Annotated in this window: 13 protein-coding genes; 6 read left to right on the top strand and 7 right to left on the bottom strand. The window is 66.9% G+C overall.

Annotation, left to right across the window (positions count from 1 at the left end; translation table 11 throughout):
* The first annotated feature begins 1 nt into the window (after window position 1).
* The 3 genes from prpB (at window position 2) to prpD (ending at window position 3,698) form a co-directional block, all read left to right on the top strand.
* Window positions 2–889: a methylisocitrate lyase gene (gene prpB, locus PVZ77_RS17355; RefSeq protein WP_273807769.1), complete on the top strand. Its 888-nt coding sequence runs from the start codon at window positions 2–4 to the stop codon at window positions 887–889.
* 55 nt (window positions 890–944) lie between these two features.
* The gene (gene prpC / locus PVZ77_RS17350; protein ID WP_273807767.1) at window positions 945–2,072 is read left to right on the top strand and encodes a bifunctional 2-methylcitrate synthase/citrate synthase; all 1,128 of its coding nucleotides are present in this window, start codon (window positions 945–947) and stop codon (window positions 2,070–2,072) included.
* A 141-nt stretch (window positions 2,073–2,213) separates the two neighbouring features.
* Window positions 2,214–3,698, top strand: coding sequence for a 2-methylcitrate dehydratase (prpD, locus tag PVZ77_RS17345; protein WP_273807765.1), 1,485 nt, complete (start codon window positions 2,214–2,216; stop codon window positions 3,696–3,698).
* Between the two features lie 293 nt (window positions 3,699–3,991).
* Here prpD and PVZ77_RS17340 read toward each other — a convergent pair whose 3' ends face one another.
* From PVZ77_RS17340 to PVZ77_RS17320, 5 genes are all read right to left on the bottom strand, one after another.
* Complete coding sequence (locus PVZ77_RS17340; RefSeq protein WP_273807764.1) at window positions 3,992–4,321, bottom strand: hypothetical protein; 330 nt, start codon at window positions 4,319–4,321, stop codon at window positions 3,992–3,994.
* 26 nt (window positions 4,322–4,347) lie between these two features.
* Window positions 4,348–5,943 (bottom strand): isocitrate lyase, encoded by a 1,596-nt coding sequence (locus PVZ77_RS17335; RefSeq protein WP_273807763.1) that lies wholly within the window; start codon window positions 5,941–5,943, stop codon window positions 4,348–4,350.
* A 595-nt stretch (window positions 5,944–6,538) separates the two neighbouring features.
* Window positions 6,539–8,572, bottom strand: a complete 2,034-nt coding sequence (locus tag PVZ77_RS17330; RefSeq protein ID WP_273807762.1) for a methyl-accepting chemotaxis protein — start codon at window positions 8,570–8,572, stop codon at window positions 6,539–6,541.
* A 237-nt stretch (window positions 8,573–8,809) separates the two neighbouring features.
* Entirely contained in the window at window positions 8,810–9,232 is a 423-nt protein-coding gene (locus tag PVZ77_RS17325; RefSeq protein ID WP_273807761.1) for a GFA family protein, read from the bottom strand.
* A gap of 94 nt (window positions 9,233–9,326) precedes the next feature.
* Entirely contained in the window at window positions 9,327–9,608 is a 282-nt protein-coding gene (locus PVZ77_RS17320) for a peptidylprolyl isomerase (protein ID WP_064307472.1), read from the bottom strand.
* Between the two features lie 153 nt (window positions 9,609–9,761).
* Here PVZ77_RS17320 and PVZ77_RS17315 point away from each other — a divergent pair, with 153 nt between their 5' ends.
* Window positions 9,762–10,610 carry a CAP domain-containing protein gene (locus PVZ77_RS17315; protein WP_273807760.1) on the top strand — a complete coding sequence of 283 codons (849 nt, stop codon included), beginning with the start codon at window positions 9,762–9,764 and terminating at the stop codon, window positions 10,608–10,610.
* Here PVZ77_RS17315 and PVZ77_RS17310 read toward each other — a convergent pair.
* Window positions 10,607–10,987, bottom strand: a complete 381-nt coding sequence (locus PVZ77_RS17310) for a VOC family protein (protein ID WP_273808045.1) — start codon at window positions 10,985–10,987, stop codon at window positions 10,607–10,609. The two genes, PVZ77_RS17315 and PVZ77_RS17310, sit on opposite strands and share 4 nt — an antisense overlap.
* Before the next feature lie 61 nt (window positions 10,988–11,048).
* Entirely contained in the window at window positions 11,049–11,384 is a 336-nt protein-coding gene (gene copM / locus PVZ77_RS17305; protein ID WP_273807759.1) for a CopM family metallochaperone, read from the bottom strand.
* 416 nt (window positions 11,385–11,800) lie between these two features.
* Between copM and PVZ77_RS17300 the strand changes: the two genes are divergently transcribed.
* Entirely contained in the window at window positions 11,801–12,991 is a 1,191-nt protein-coding gene (locus PVZ77_RS17300) for a sugar transporter (RefSeq protein WP_273807758.1), read from the top strand.
* A 161-nt stretch (window positions 12,992–13,152) separates the two neighbouring features.
* Window positions 13,153–13,620, top strand: coding sequence for a DUF4442 domain-containing protein (locus PVZ77_RS17295; RefSeq protein ID WP_273807757.1), 468 nt, complete (start codon window positions 13,153–13,155; stop codon window positions 13,618–13,620).
* Window positions 13,621–13,673 lie beyond the last annotated feature (53 nt).

The following is a 13,673-nucleotide window of genomic DNA, read 5'->3' as shown; positions in this document are numbered from 1 at the left end:
CATGCCTGCCGTCAGTCCCGGCCAGAAATTCCGCGCCGCCGTCGCCGCCGAACGCCCGCTGCAGGTGGTCGGCGCCCTCAACGCCAACCATGCGCTGCTGGCCAGGCGCGCCGGTTTCCAGGCCATCTACCTGTCCGGCGGCGGCGTCGCGGCCGGCTCCCTGGGCCTGCCGGACCTGGGCATCAGCGGCCTGGAAGACGTGCTCATCGACGTCCGCCGCATCACCGATGTCTGCGACCTGCCACTGCTGGTGGATGTCGACACCGGCTTCGGCGCCTCGGCCTTCAACGTGGCGCGCACCGTCCGGTCGCTGATCAAGGCCGGCGCGGCGGCCATGCACATCGAGGACCAGGTGGGCGCCAAGCGCTGCGGCCATCGGCCGGGCAAGGAGATCGTCAGCCAGCAGGAGATGGTGGATCGTATCAAGGCCGCGGTGGATGCCCGTACCGATCCCGACTTCGTCATCATGGCGCGCACCGATGCCCTGGCGGTGGAGGGCCTGCAGGCCGCCATTGACCGCGCCTGCGCCTGCGTCGAGGCCGGCGCCGACATGATCTTTCCCGAGGCCATGACCGAGCTGCCCATGTACCGCCAGTTCGCCCAGGCGGTAGGGGTGCCGATCCTGGCCAACATCACCGAATTCGGCGCCACGCCGCTGTTCACCACCGAGGAGCTGGCCGGGGCCGATGTCGGCCTGGTGCTCTATCCGCTGTCGGCCTTCCGTGCGGCCAATCGCGCCGCCGAAAACGTCTACACGGCGATCCGCCGCGACGGCAGCCAGCAGGCGGTGGTCGACACCATGCAGACCCGCGCCGAGCTCTATGACCGCATCGACTATCACCGCTACGAGGATCAGCTGGATCGCCTGTTCCAGCAGCAGAAGAACTGACGCTCCACCCTGAACGCCCGCTTTTTCGCACAACAACTCCAAGAGGAGCGAGACGATGGCAGACAGCAAAACCCTCGGCGGCGCCGGCCTGCGTGGCCAGGTCGCCGGCCGCACCGCGCTTTGCACCGTCGGCAAGACCGGCGCCGGCCTCACTTACCGGGGCTATGACATTCGTGAACTGGCCGCTCAGGCCGACTTCGAGGAAGTCGCCCACCTGTTGCTCTATGGCGAGCTGCCCACGCAAGCGCAACTGGACGCCTATCGCCAGCGCCTGGCGGCCCTGCGCGACCTGCCGCAGCCGCTCAAGGAAGGCCTGGAGCGCATCCCCGCCAGCGCCCACCCCATGGACGTGATGCGTACCGGCGCCTCCTTGCTGGGCACCCTGGAGCCGGAGCACAGCTTCGCCGACCAGCAGCAGGTGGCCGATCGCCTGCTCGGCGCCTTTCCGGCGATCCTGCTCTACTGGCACCACTTCAGCCAGCGCGGCACCCGCATCGACTGCAGCAGCGACGCCCCGGACATCGCCAGCCACTTCCTCACCCTGCTGCACGGCAAGGCGCCCAGCGAGTTGCATGCCCGGGTGATGAACGTCTCGCTGATCCTCTATGCCGAGCACGAATTCAACGCCTCCACCTTTACCGCCCGGGTCTGCGCCTCGACGCTGTCCGACCTCTATTCCTGCGTCACCGGCGCCATCGGCTCCCTGCGCGGGCCGCTGCACGGTGGGGCCAACGAGGCGGCCATGGCGCTGATCGAGCGCTTCGCCTCGCCCGAGGCGGCGGTCACCGGCCTCAAGCAGATGCTCGAACGCAAGGAGAAGGTGATGGGCTTCGGCCACGCCATCTACCGCGACAGCGATCCGCGCAACGAGGTGATCAAGGACTACGCCCGGCAACTGGCGGCGGAGGTGGGCGACCGCGTGCTGTTCCCGGTCTCGGAAGCCATCGACCGCACTATGAAGGAAGAGAAGGGGCTGTTCCCCAACGCCGACTTCTACCATGCCTCGGCCTATCACTTCCTCGGTATCCCGACGCCGCTGTTCACGCCGATCTTCGTCTGCTCGCGCACGGCCGGCTGGTGCGCCCACGTCTTCGAGCAGCGCGCCGACAACCGCATCATCCGCCCCAGTGCGGACTACACCGGCGTCGAGCAACGTGCTTTCACGCCCATCGCCAACCGCTGAACAAACCTGATCGCGGCCATGGGCCGCTTTTACAAGGGCGAGAGGGTCCTGTAGGAGCGGCCCATGGCCGCGATGAACCTAGCCCCGTAGCAGCGGCCGCATCGGCGGACCGCCATGACCACGATAAGGAATCAAAACCCCATGAGCGCCAACGTCGATCTCAACAACCGGCCCGACTACGACCAGGTCATCCAGGACCTGGCCGACTACGTGCTGACCTACCAGGTCACCTCCCGCGAGGCCCTGGACACCGCCCGCAACTGCCTGATGGACACCCTCGGCTGCGGCCTGCTGTCCCTGCGCTTCCCCGAATGCACCAAGCTGCTCGGCCCCCAGGTGGAGGGCACCGTGGTGCCCCAGGGAGCGCGGGTGCCGGGCACCAGCTATCGCCTGGATCCGGTCAAGGCGGCCTGGGACATCGGCTGCATCATTCGCTGGCTGGACTACAACGACACCTGGCTGGCCGCCGAGTGGGGCCATCCCTCCGACAACCTCGGTGCCATCCTGGCGGTGGCCGACCACCTCTCCCAGCGCCGCGTGGCCCAGGGCGAAGCGCCCCTGACCATGCGCCAGGTGCTGGAAGCCATGGTCATGGCCCACGAGATCCAGGGCATCTTCGGCCTGGAGAACTCCTTCAACCGCGTTGGCCTGGACCACGTCTTCCTGGTCAAGCTGGCTTCCACCGCGGTCAGCGCCAAGCTGATGGGCGCCAACCGCGAGCAGCTGCTGGCGGCGCTTTCCCACGCCTTCGTCGATGGCCAGGCGCTGCGCACCTATCGCCATGCGCCCAATGCCGGCAGCCGCAAGTCCTGGGCCGCCGGCGACGCCTCCAGTCGCGGCGTGCGCCTGGCCGATATCGCCCTGCGCGGCGAGATGGGCATTCCCGGCGTGCTCAGCGCACCCCAGTGGGGCTTCTACGACGTGCTGTTCAGCCACACCAACAAGGACCTGGCCACCAAGCCGGCCGATCAGCGCCAATTCAGCTTTCCCCAGGCCTTCGGCAGCTACGTGATGGAACACGTGCTGTTCAAGATCAGCTTCCCGGCGGAATTCCATGCCCAGACCGCCGCCGAAGCCGCGGTGATCCTGCATCCCCAGGTGCGCGATCGCGTCGATCAGATCGAGAAGATCGTGGTGACCACCCACGAATCGGCCATCCGCATCATCTCCAAGCAGGGCCCCATGGCCAACGCCGCCGACCGCGACCACTGCCTGCAGTACATGATCGCCGTACCGCTGCTGTTCGGCGACCTGGTCGCCGAGCACTATGAGGACGCCTTCCACCAGGCCCATCCGCGCATCGACCAGCTGCGCGAGAAGATGGAGATCGTCGAGGACGAACGCTACAGCCGCGAATACCTGGAAGCCGACAAGCGTTCCATCGCCAACGCCCTGCAGGTGTTCTTCACCGACGGCAGCAGCACCGAGAAGATCGCCGTGGAATATCCCATTGGTCATCGCCGTCGCCGCGAGGAGGGCATTCCGCTGCTGGAGCGCAAATTCCAGAGCAACCTGGCGACGCGCTTCCCGGCCGGTCGCTGCGCCCAGATCTTCGAGCTGTGCAAGGACCAGGCGGGACTGGAGGCCACTCCGGTGCATCGCTTCGTGGATCTGTTCGTCCTCTAGGCATTGTCTGAAAAGTGCCTGCGCTCGGTCATGCTGCGTTAAAAATCAGCTGGAATGCCAGCCCAGTCGGAATGCTCATTTACCGCTCGTAAACTCGTTCGCGAGCCCGGTCCGCTTCCTCGCTGATTCTTGCCTTGCCTGACCTTCGCTCGGCGACTGCTCAAACAAGCCTAACCAAATAAAGGAGGCGACTCGACCGAGCCTGCAGGGCCATGCAGGAGCGGACGAGTCGCCTCGGAGGTTGGGGCAGGGCGTGGCGGGTGATCAACCACCCGTCGCGCCCTTTTTCATGGCTAGCAGTAGCGATCCACATAGGCCGGCTGCTGCTGCCGACCGGCCAGGCGCCAGTGCTCCTGCAGGGCGGCGTGGACGCTTCTGATGAAGTTGTCGTCCGCCGCGGCCGACTTGCCGACGTAGCCGCCGCCCTTGTTGTAGGTCTTGAAGCGGATGCGCAGGCTGGGATGGCGCTCTTCGAACTGCTCGGGCGTCTCGCCGCCGGGCAGGCGGTCAACGTGCACCGCGCCGCTCTCGCAGACCCAGAGGATGTGGGTGTGGTTCTTGTCCTTGAGCCGGCCGAACAGGCGCTTGAGGTCGTCCAGGCAGGGGTTGTCGTTCAGGTTCATGAGCGTGTCCTCCGCAGTGGCCGTGATCAATGGAACTGGTTCATGGTGTTGTCCTTGCCCGCCGCCTTGAGGGCGGCCTCGCCGGCAAAGTATTCCTTGTGGTCGTCGCCCATGTCCGAGCCGGCCATGTTCTGGTGCTTGACGCAGGCGATGCCCTGGCGGATCTCCTGGCGCTGCACGCCCTTGACGTAGGCCAGCATGCCTTCCTCGGCGAAGTAGCCCTTGGCCAGGTTGTCGGTGGACAGCGCCGCGGTGTGGTAGGTGGGCAGGGTGATCAGGTGGTGGAAGATGCCCGCTTCCCGTGCCGCATCGCGCTGGAAGCTCTGGATCCGCGCATCGGCCAGGCGCCCCAGCTCGGTGTCGTCGTAGTCCACGCTCATCAGCCTGGCGCGGTCGTAGGCGGACACGTCCTTGCCCTCGGCCTGCAGGGCGTCGAACACCTGCTGGCGGAAACTCAGGGTCCAGTTGAAGGAGGGACTGTTGTTGTAGACCAGCTTGGCGTTGGGCACGACTTCGCGGATGCGGTCGACCATGGCCTTGATCTGGCCGACGTGAGGCTTCTCGGTCTCGATCCACAGCAGGTCGGCGCCGTTCTGCAGCGAGGTGATGCAGTCCAGCACCACCCGGTCCACACCGCTGCCGGCACGGAACTGGAACAGCCCGCTGGCCAGGCGCTTGGGCCGGAGCAGCTTGCCGCCGCGGCTGATCAGGACATCGCCGTTGCCCAGCTGGCTGGCGTCCACCTCGTCGCAGTCGAGGAAGCCGTTGTACTGGTCGCCCAGGTCGCCCGGCTGCTTGCTCACGGCGATCTGCTTGGTCAGGCCGGCGCCCAGGGAATCGGTGCGGGCGACGATGACGCCCTCGTCCACGCCCAGTTCGAGGAAGGCGTAGCGCACGGCGTTGATCTTGGCCAGGAAGTCCTCGTGGGGCACCGTGACCTTGCCGTCCTGGTGGCCGCACTGCTTCTCGTCGGAGACCTGGTTTTCCAGCTGGATGCAGCAGGCTCCAGCCTCGATCATCTTCTTGGCCAGCAGGTAGGTGGCCTCGGCGTTGCCGAAACCGGCGTCGATGTCGGCGATGATCGGCACCACGTGGGTCTCGTAGTTATCGATCTTCGCCTGGATGGCAGCGGCCTTGGCGTTCTCGTCGGCGGCGCGGGCGGCGTCCAGATCGCGGAACAGTATGGCCAGCTCGCGGGCGTCGGCCTGGCGCAGGAAGGTGTAGAGCTCTTCGATCAGCGCCGGCACGCTGGTCTTCTCGTGCATGGACTGATCGGGCAGCGGGCCGAATTCCGAACGCAGCGCGGCGATCATCCAGCCCGACAGGTAGAGGTAGCGGCCTTTCGTGCTGCCCAGGTGCTTCTTGATGGCGATCAGCTTCTGCTGCCCGATGAAACCGTGCCAGCAGCCCAGCGACTGGGTGTAGGCGCTGCTGTCGGCGTCGTAGGCGGCCATGTCCCGGCGCATGATGGCCGCGCAGTGGCGGGCGATGTCGAGACCGGTCTTGAAGCGATTCTGCAGGCGCATCCTCGCGACGTATTCCGGATTGATGGCGCTCCAGTGATTGCCGGTGCTGTTCTTGAGGGCGGCGATGGTCTGAACGTCGTTCTCGTAAGCGGACATGAGTCGATCCTTCTCGATGAGGTTGGCTTGGGTACCAGTCTTTTCCCAACGTCCGGCAGCGGGATGGTGGTTGCCACCCGGATGCCGGTCGCGAAGGCGAAAGGTCAGCCCAGCTGTCGAGTCATGTCGCCGTACGTTCCTGCATGGATCCGGACGTCACCTCTGGCGACGCTGCCTCGAGCAGCGCGGCATTTCAGTCGTCTTCTCTTGTAGTGCCTCTTGAGCATCACTACGCAAGACGGCCCGAGGGTCACCCGGAGCCCAGGCGCGACCCGCATGGATAGGGGGTTCGCGTCCGGTGCAGCTAGAGATTTGCAGGAGATCAGGCCGTCGTCAATCGAGTTTTGTAGTGCTTTCGTATAGTCACTACAAAAGTCGTAGACGCGGCCGGGAGCGGGTTTGGGGCGTCTATTGCTGACCCATGGGTCGCCGACAGGGGCAAAAGGGGCCCGCAAGCCACGGCGCTGGCCGTGACCCTGCGGTCACTTGGAAGGTGATCCGACGCCCACCGGTATCTGCCCCTGGTGAGGGGCAGCTGCGCGGGCGACTGGCGAGACTTGCCGGTCAGTGCCGACGAACGGTAAGTCCCTCTGGCCTAGGACGACGTGGCGGCGGTAAGGCCGGTGAGGGTATCGGCGATGTCCTTGGTGCGGTGGGAGGTCTGGGCGGTGAGCCGCCCGGATTCGCGCAGGACGGCGAGCAGCTCCTGCAGCGAGCCCACGTCCTCGGCCTGGCCGGCGATATGGGCGCCGACCTCGCTGATGGCGCGGGACAGCTGGTCGATGTCGGCGCCGATCTCGGCGGCGTTCTTGTGGGTGATGGCCGCCAGGTTGCGCACCTCGTCGGCCACCACCGCGAAGCCGCGGCCGCTCTCGCCGGCGCGCGCCGCCTCGATGGCCGCGTTGAGCGCCAGCAGGTTGGTCTGGCCGGCGATCTGCTGGATCACCTGGACGATGGACTGGATGCGCAGACTCGACTGGCTCAGTTCGTTGGCGCTGCGCACCACGTCCTCGGCCTGTTCGGTGAGGTGCTGCACGGTGCTGTCGGCCTGGCGGGTGACCTCGCCCTGCTGCAGGATGTTGCCCGCCAGATCGTCCATGCTGCTGTGCAATTCGCCGGAGTAGTGCCGCAACTGCTCGCCGATCTCCTGGCGACTCTGGTGGGCCTGGCGCAACACCTGGCCGAGATCGGCGAGGCCGCCGAACACCGCCTGGATGGAGTCGTCGAGGCCCTGGGCATCCACCACGCCGCTGAAGTTCTGCCGCTTGAATTCGTTGATCTGGTTGACCACCACCTGGCTCAGGCCGGCCAGCTTCTTGATCTGTCGACGCAGGAAGAAGGCCTTGAACTCGCCATAGTGGGCGGCGAAGTTGTCGACGTAGTCGTCGCGGAAGGGCGCGCCTTCGGGGGTGCGGAAAAAGAACACTGCGGTGAGCGTCTGGTTGAGATTCAGGCCAAGGATCTCGCCAAAGGTGGAAAAGCCCACCACCGGCGTCTGGCCGAACACCTCGCCCATGCGCGGCAGCTCGGCGCCGTTGTTGGCGCGGCGCAGGATGCAATCGTTGAGCACGCCCACCAGCGGGGTGCCGCTCTTGCCCTGCAGGAAGCGCGCGAAGTCCTGGCGGGTGGCGTCCACCAGCGAGGTGCGCTTGACCATCACCAGCTCTTCGCCGGGCGCCACGTCGCAGAACAGGTGGATGCGCTCGCGCTCGTAGTCGATGCGGGCGATGGAGCGGACGAACAGCTCCTCGCCCACGCGGATGGCGAAGGAATAATCCGCCAGGCGCTGCTCCAGCTGTTCGGCGCGGCAGCTCAGGGCCTCGCAGAGGGCCGCCACCATGCTCTTGATCTGGCCGCGGCTGTCGACCACCTGGCTGATGTAGCGCTCTTCCAGGGAGGCGGTGAGGACACTGAGGCTGAGCGGCGTGGCGCTGAAATTCTGGCTCTTGAACACCCCGAAGCGGGTATTCCTGGCCATCTTCAGGAAAACCAGCTGGGCATGGTTTTCATAGGCCTTGCGGCCATCGTGCAACAGCGTCTGGCGGAAGTCGCCCTTGCCGCCGGCGGAACCGCCGACGAACAGGCAGGGGAAGCGGCCGGACTCGTACAGCGCCTCCATGAAGAAGGATTCCGAGGCGGACAGGCCGTCGAACAGCACGAAGGCCAGGGTATCGCGGTGATCGATGGGCGTGCGTACCTGCAGGCGCTTGAGCGACTCGGTCAGGCGGGCGAGGCGTTCCTTCATGCTGCGCCGCGGTCCGCCCCGGCGGATGTCCTCGCTGTCCAGCGGGACGTGCACCACCTCGGCCGAGGCGATGACCGAGGCATCGAAGAATTGCAGCACCAGCCGGTCCCAGGCGCCGTCGGCGGCGCAATACAGGCGTGACTCGCTGCCGCAGAGTTCGCCGGACGTGGTGCACAGGCTGATGGAGGCGTCGGGAAAGCGCCCGGCCAGTTGCCGGGCGATGGCGTCCAGGTCCAGGTGCGGCGAGACGAACCCGGCGATGTAGGTGGGCTTGAAGGCGACGCCGCCGAGGCGGTCGCTCAATTCGCGAGCGGAGCAGGTCAGGCTGAACACGCCGCTACCGCCCTGGCGGGCACGCGCGCCGAAGCGTTGCAGAAACCCCATGATTGTTCCTCTTGTCTGGCAGGCTGGGAAAGGGAGCTCACCCAGGCATCGGCGCGTTTGGCGGCGGCTTGATAGGGGTGTGCGCCCAGGCCGCAGGCACGCGGGCAGGGTGGCTCGGGGGTGGGGAGGGGAATGGGGCTCTGGCACGAGCCTTGGCGCGCTAAGCGCCGTGCCCGGAGGCGCCCAGGGTCAGGCGACCAGCGGTCATGGCCGGCGCCCGGAATCGAACCCGGGCAGCTAGTCCCGGCTGTCGTGCTCGGCCAGGGCTTCGGCCCCGGTCAACTGGCGATGCGAGTGCGTGAAGCAGTACCAGGCCGGCTTTTCCTCCATGAAGATCTCGCTGTCCAGCCACCAGTCCGCGCCCTCGAGCAGGCCGACCGGGATGGCGTAGTGCGGCTCGGCCTTGAGGCGGTAGAACAGGTGGGTGCCGCAGTGGCGACAGAAGCCGCGCTCGGCCCAGTCGGACGAGGCATAGATGGCCAGGGCGTCGCCGCCACCGATCACCGGTGGCTGGGCGCATTCCACCGCCAGCAGCGGGCCGCCACCCCAGCGGCGACAGGTCCGGCAATGGCAGGCCGAAACGGCCAGGGTAGCGAGGCGACAATCCAGCTGAACAGCGCCGCACAGGCACTGGCCGTGACGTTCGAGGGGCAGGGACATGGCGCTATCCTCGGGAGGCAGTAAGTCTGCAGGATAGCCGGTTGGGCGCAGGGAGGGGAGGGTGCTCCCGCCGTGGGCGGGAGCACCGGCGCGATCAATCCTCGCGGCTGGTGACTTCCACCAGGTGATAGCCGAACTGGGTCTTTACCGGACCCTGGACCTGGTGCAGCGGCGCGCTGAACACCACGGTGTCGAATTCCTTGACCATCTGGCCCGGGCGGAAGGTGCCCAGGTCGCCGCCCTGACGGCTGGAGGGGCAGCTGGAGTTGTCCTTGGCCACCTGGGCGAAGTCGGCGCCCCCTTCGATGGCGGCTTTGAGTTCGTTGCACTTGTCTTCGCTGGAAACCAGGATGTGGCGGGCAGAGGCTTTGGCCATGGGAGAGACTCCTGTTGAATGAGCGGGCGAGCCTACCCCAATCACCCCTGCAAGCAAACTGCCATCCGTTCCTCGGTTGGCGAACCGTTTGGGTTGCGCCCCCGGTACAGGGCGGGTACATAGCGCTTCCCTGTTTTCCGGATCCGCTCGCGCATGCCTCGTCTTTCCGCCTTGTCCCTGCTGCTGACCTCGACCCTGCTGACCCAGGCCGCCCTCGCCGCGACGCCCGAGGAGGCGCGGCTGGTCAGCCTGATCAACGCCTATCGCGCCGCGCCCCAGGGCTGCCCCGGCACCCGCGCCGCGGCGCCCCTTGCCGCCGACGGTCGCCTGGCGGCGGTACGCCTGACCGGTCGCGATAGGCTGCAGAGCGATCTGCGCGCCGCGGGTTATCAGGCGTCGGCGGTGCAGGTGATCATGCTGGCGGGCGCGCCGACCGCCCAGGCGGCCATGGCCGGGCTGCGCCAGCAGTACTGCCGACCGCTGGCCAGCAGCGACTATGCGCAGATCGGGGTGAGCCAGCAGGGGCCGCGCTGGCAACTGGTGCTGGCGCGGCCGGTGGTGAGCGCCGGCCTGGGCGACTGGCAGACCGCCGGCAAGGCGGTGCTGGCCGAGGTCAATCGCGCCCGGGCCCAGGCGCGCACCTGCGGCACCCGCCGCTTCGCCGTCACCACGCCGCTGCGCTGGAATCCGGCGCTGGCCAATGCCGCCCTGGCCCACAGCCAGGACATGGCCGGGCGCGACTACTTCTCCCATACCGCACCCGGCGGCGGTACCGTGGCCGAGCGGGTGGCCAGGCAGGGTTACGGCTGGACCCGCATCGGCGAGAACATCGCCGCCGGCGCCGGTTCGGTCACCCAGGCCATGCAGGGCTGGCTGGCGAGTCCGGGCCACTGCGCCAACCTGATGAATCCGGAATTCACCGAGATGGGCGCGGCCTATGCCCTGAATCCGCGCAGCGCCCACAGCCTCTACTGGACCCAGGTGTTTGGCCGGCCACGCTAGCCCGGGTACTCGGCGATCTCGATCAGGTTGAGGTCGGGATCGCGCACATAGACCGAGCGAATCGGTCCGGTGGCGCCGGTGCGCGCCACCGGACCCTCGATGATCGGCCAGCCCTCGCGCTGCAGATGGGCGATCACCCGGTCCAGCGGCTCACGGGCGATAAAGCAGAGGTCGAGGGCACCCGGCACCGGCAGGTGGGCCTTGGGTTCGAATTCGTGCCCTCGCTCGTGCAGATTGATCTTCTGGTTGCCATAGCGCAGCGCCTTGCGCCCCGCGCCGAACGTTTCCAGGCGCATACCCAGCACCCGGGTGTAGAAATCCTCGCAGGCGGCGAGGTCCGTGGTGGTCAGGACCAGATGATCCAGATGGTCGATCAGCATGGCGGTCTCCGCGTCGGGACTGGTATCTCACTGTGCCAGTCCCGGACGCGGTGCACCATCACTTGGCGTGGGCCTTGATCCAGCGGTTGAGCTGGTCGATTTCCTTCTGCTGGGCCTGGATGATGTCCTCGGCCAATGTGCGCATCTCCGGGTCCTTGCCGTGCTGGAGCTGGTAGCGGGCCATGTCGACGGCGCCCTCGTGGTGGGCCAGCATGCCCTTGGCGAAGGCCAGGTCCGGGTCCTTGGCCTTGAGGCCTTCTTCCATGCCCTGGTGCATGGTCTCCATGCTCTTCTGCATGTCCTGGTGGGCCGGGTGCTGGGCCTCGGCGGCCTGGGCGACGCCGCCCGCCAGCAGGGTGAGGGCGAGCAGGGTGGAGGTAAGGGCAATACGCATGTTCAGAGCTCCTGACTGGGCTGACGACGCCGAGGCTAGAGCTTGCCCCTGGGGCAAGGTCAATGACCGGCTGCCTTTCGCCAACAGCCTGACCCGGGCAAAGGGTTTCGCGATGTTTTGTCGCAGCGACGGGCAGCTGCCAGGCCGGTTACTGGGCGAAAAAGCGCCGCCGATCAGGCAGTTGGGCACTCTGAGCGGGTGATCGTGGCGGCCGGGCGCAACTGCAGGTGGTTGTGGGGGTCCGAATCGACAGCGTAGAATTTTTACCACATCCAATTCCAATCCCTACCTACAGCAGACTTCTCGCTCGCGAACAGGCGTCGCAGGCGGGCCAAGCCTTTGCCGTGGGTTTTCGTCGTCGGCTTTCCGCCTGGAAGTCGCTGTCCACCCTTTCGCTCTGGAGTAGAAGACCCCCCATGGATGCTACCGCCGAAGCCCGGAAACCCAGCTGGTCCGGTGTCATCGCCCTGGCCCTGGCCGCCTTCATCTTCAACACCACGGAATTCGTCCCGGTGGCGCTGCTCAGCGACATCGGTCGCAGTTTCGACATGCGTCCCTCGCAGGTCGGGTTGATGCTGACCATCTATGCCTGGGTGGTCGCCCTGATGTCGCTGCCGATGATGCTCGCCACCCGCTCCATCGAGCGGCGGCGCCTGCTGATGTTCGTCTTCGTCGTCTTCATCGCCTGCCACGGCCTCTCCGGGGTGGCCTGGAGCTTCGAGGTGCTGGTGGCCAGCCGCATCGGCATCGCCTTTGCCCATGCGGTGTTCTGGTCGATCACCGCCTCGCTGGCGGTGCGCATCGCCCCGGCCGGCAAGCAGACCCAGGCCCTCGGCCTGCTGGCCACCGGCACCTGTTTGGCCATGGTGCTGGGTATCCCGCTGGGCCGGGTACTGGGCGAATTGCTGGGCTGGCGCTACACCTTCGTCGCCATCGCGGCGCTGGCGGTGGGCACGGTGCTCTGGCTGGCGCGCAACCTGCCGCTGCTGCCCAGCGAGAACTCCGGTTCCCTGGCCAGCCTGCCGGTGCTGTTCAAGCGTCCGGCGCTGCTGTGCATCTACCTGCTCACCACCCTGGTGGTGACCGCCCACTTCACCGGCTACAGCTACATCGAGCCCTTCGCGGTGGAAGTAGCGGGCATGGGCGGGATGCAGATCACCGCCTTGCTGCTGCTGTTCGGCGGCTCCGGCGTCATAGGTTCGCTGCTGTTCAGCCGCTACAGCCTGAGATTCCCCAATGGCTTCCTGGTCGCGGCCATCGCCGGCATCGCCCTGTCGCTGCTGTTGCTGCTGCCCTTCGCCTGGAAGAGCTTCATGCTGGAAGGGCTGAGCGTGGTCTGGGGCATCGCCATCATGAGTTTCGGCCTGGCGCTGCAATCCAAGGTGCTGGCGCTGGCCAAGGACGCCACCGACGTCGCCATGGCGCTGTTCTCCGGCATCTACAACGTCGGCATCGGTGGCGGCGCCCTGCTGGGCAGCGTGGTGGGGACCCATGTCGGCATGCCCTACATCGGCCTGGTGGGCGGCAGCCTGGCGGTGGCCGGCCTGCTGTTCGCGATCTTCATGACGCGGCGCTACACCGAGCAGCTCAACGCCAATCCGCTGTGATGTGCCAGGGCGCCTCGGCTGTTTCGAGGCGCCTCGGACCGCACGACCAGTGAGTCGCGAACTGTCTACCGGGCCGCGCCTGCCAGTCGTGGAGCGGCCCGGGACGAAGCGCTAAGCTGCGGGCTCCTGGCGCCTCGGCCAGGCTGCCGGATGCGCTCGCCATGAATCGACTGCTGTTCAATCTCTTCGTCTGGACCAAGGTGCCCATCGCCAAGATCGCCGGGCTGCGCCTGCGGCACCTGGACGATGCCGGCTGCCAGATGCAGGTCACCCATGGCTGGCTGAACCAGAATCCCTTCAAGAGCATGTTCTGGGCGGTGGAGGGCATGGCGGCGGAATTCTCCACCGGCATCCTCGCCGACCGGCACATCCGCCGTTCCGGCAGCCGCTACGCCATGCTGGTGGTGGCCATGAGCGCGACCTTTAGCAAGAAGGCCGTGGGCACCCTCGTCTTTCGCTGCGACCAGGGCGCGGCCATCGCCGCAGCGCTGGCGCAGGCGCGCGCGACGGGCGAGCCCCAAACCCTGAGTCTGCGCAGCGTCGGCACCGACGAAAGCGGCGACCAGGTCGCCGAATTCTGCTTCACCTGGAGCTTCAAGGCGCGGATGCCGGTGGCTACGTCTCTGTAGGATCGGCCGGCCGGTAGCGTGGAAAACCGCGCAGTGTCTTCCACTGGCAAGCC

The organism is Pseudomonas sp. SHLD1, from assembly GCF_028640935.1.
Lineage (GTDB): Bacteria > Pseudomonadota > Gammaproteobacteria > Pseudomonadales > Pseudomonadaceae > Chryseomonas > Chryseomonas aestiva.
The sequence above is the reverse complement of the archived record's forward strand: the minus strand, read 5'-3'. Positions and strand labels throughout refer to the sequence as shown.

Bases quoted from the DNA above. Each gene is read 5' to 3' on its own strand.
- PVZ77_RS17315 (WP_273807760.1), top strand. From the start codon at position 9,762: ATGCCTCGTCTTTCCGCCTTGTCCCTGCTGCTGACCTCGACCCTGCTG.
- PVZ77_RS17295 (WP_273807757.1), top strand. From the start codon at position 13,153: ATGAATCGACTGCTGTTCAATCTCTTCGTCTGGACCAAGGTGCCCATC.
- copM (WP_273807759.1), bottom strand. From the start codon at position 11,384: ATGCGTATTGCCCTTACCTCCACCCTGCTCGCCCTCACCCTGCTGGCG.
- prpD (WP_273807765.1), top strand. From the start codon at position 2,214: ATGAGCGCCAACGTCGATCTCAACAACCGGCCCGACTACGACCAGGTC.
- PVZ77_RS17300 (WP_273807758.1), top strand. From the start codon at position 11,801: ATGGATGCTACCGCCGAAGCCCGGAAACCCAGCTGGTCCGGTGTCATC.
- prpB (WP_273807769.1), top strand. From the start codon at position 2: ATGCCTGCCGTCAGTCCCGGCCAGAAATTCCGCGCCGCCGTCGCCGCC.
- PVZ77_RS17340 (WP_273807764.1), bottom strand. From the start codon at position 4,321: ATGAACCTGAACGACAACCCCTGCCTGGACGACCTCAAGCGCCTGTTC.
- prpC (WP_273807767.1), top strand. From the start codon at position 945: ATGGCAGACAGCAAAACCCTCGGCGGCGCCGGCCTGCGTGGCCAGGTC.
- PVZ77_RS17335 (WP_273807763.1), bottom strand. From the start codon at position 5,943: ATGTCCGCTTACGAGAACGACGTTCAGACCATCGCCGCCCTCAAGAAC.
- PVZ77_RS17325 (WP_273807761.1), bottom strand. From the start codon at position 9,232: ATGTCCCTGCCCCTCGAACGTCACGGCCAGTGCCTGTGCGGCGCTGTT.
- PVZ77_RS17320 (WP_064307472.1), bottom strand. From the start codon at position 9,608: ATGGCCAAAGCCTCTGCCCGCCACATCCTGGTTTCCAGCGAAGACAAG.
- PVZ77_RS17330 (WP_273807762.1), bottom strand. From the start codon at position 8,572: ATGGGGTTTCTGCAACGCTTCGGCGCGCGTGCCCGCCAGGGCGGTAGC.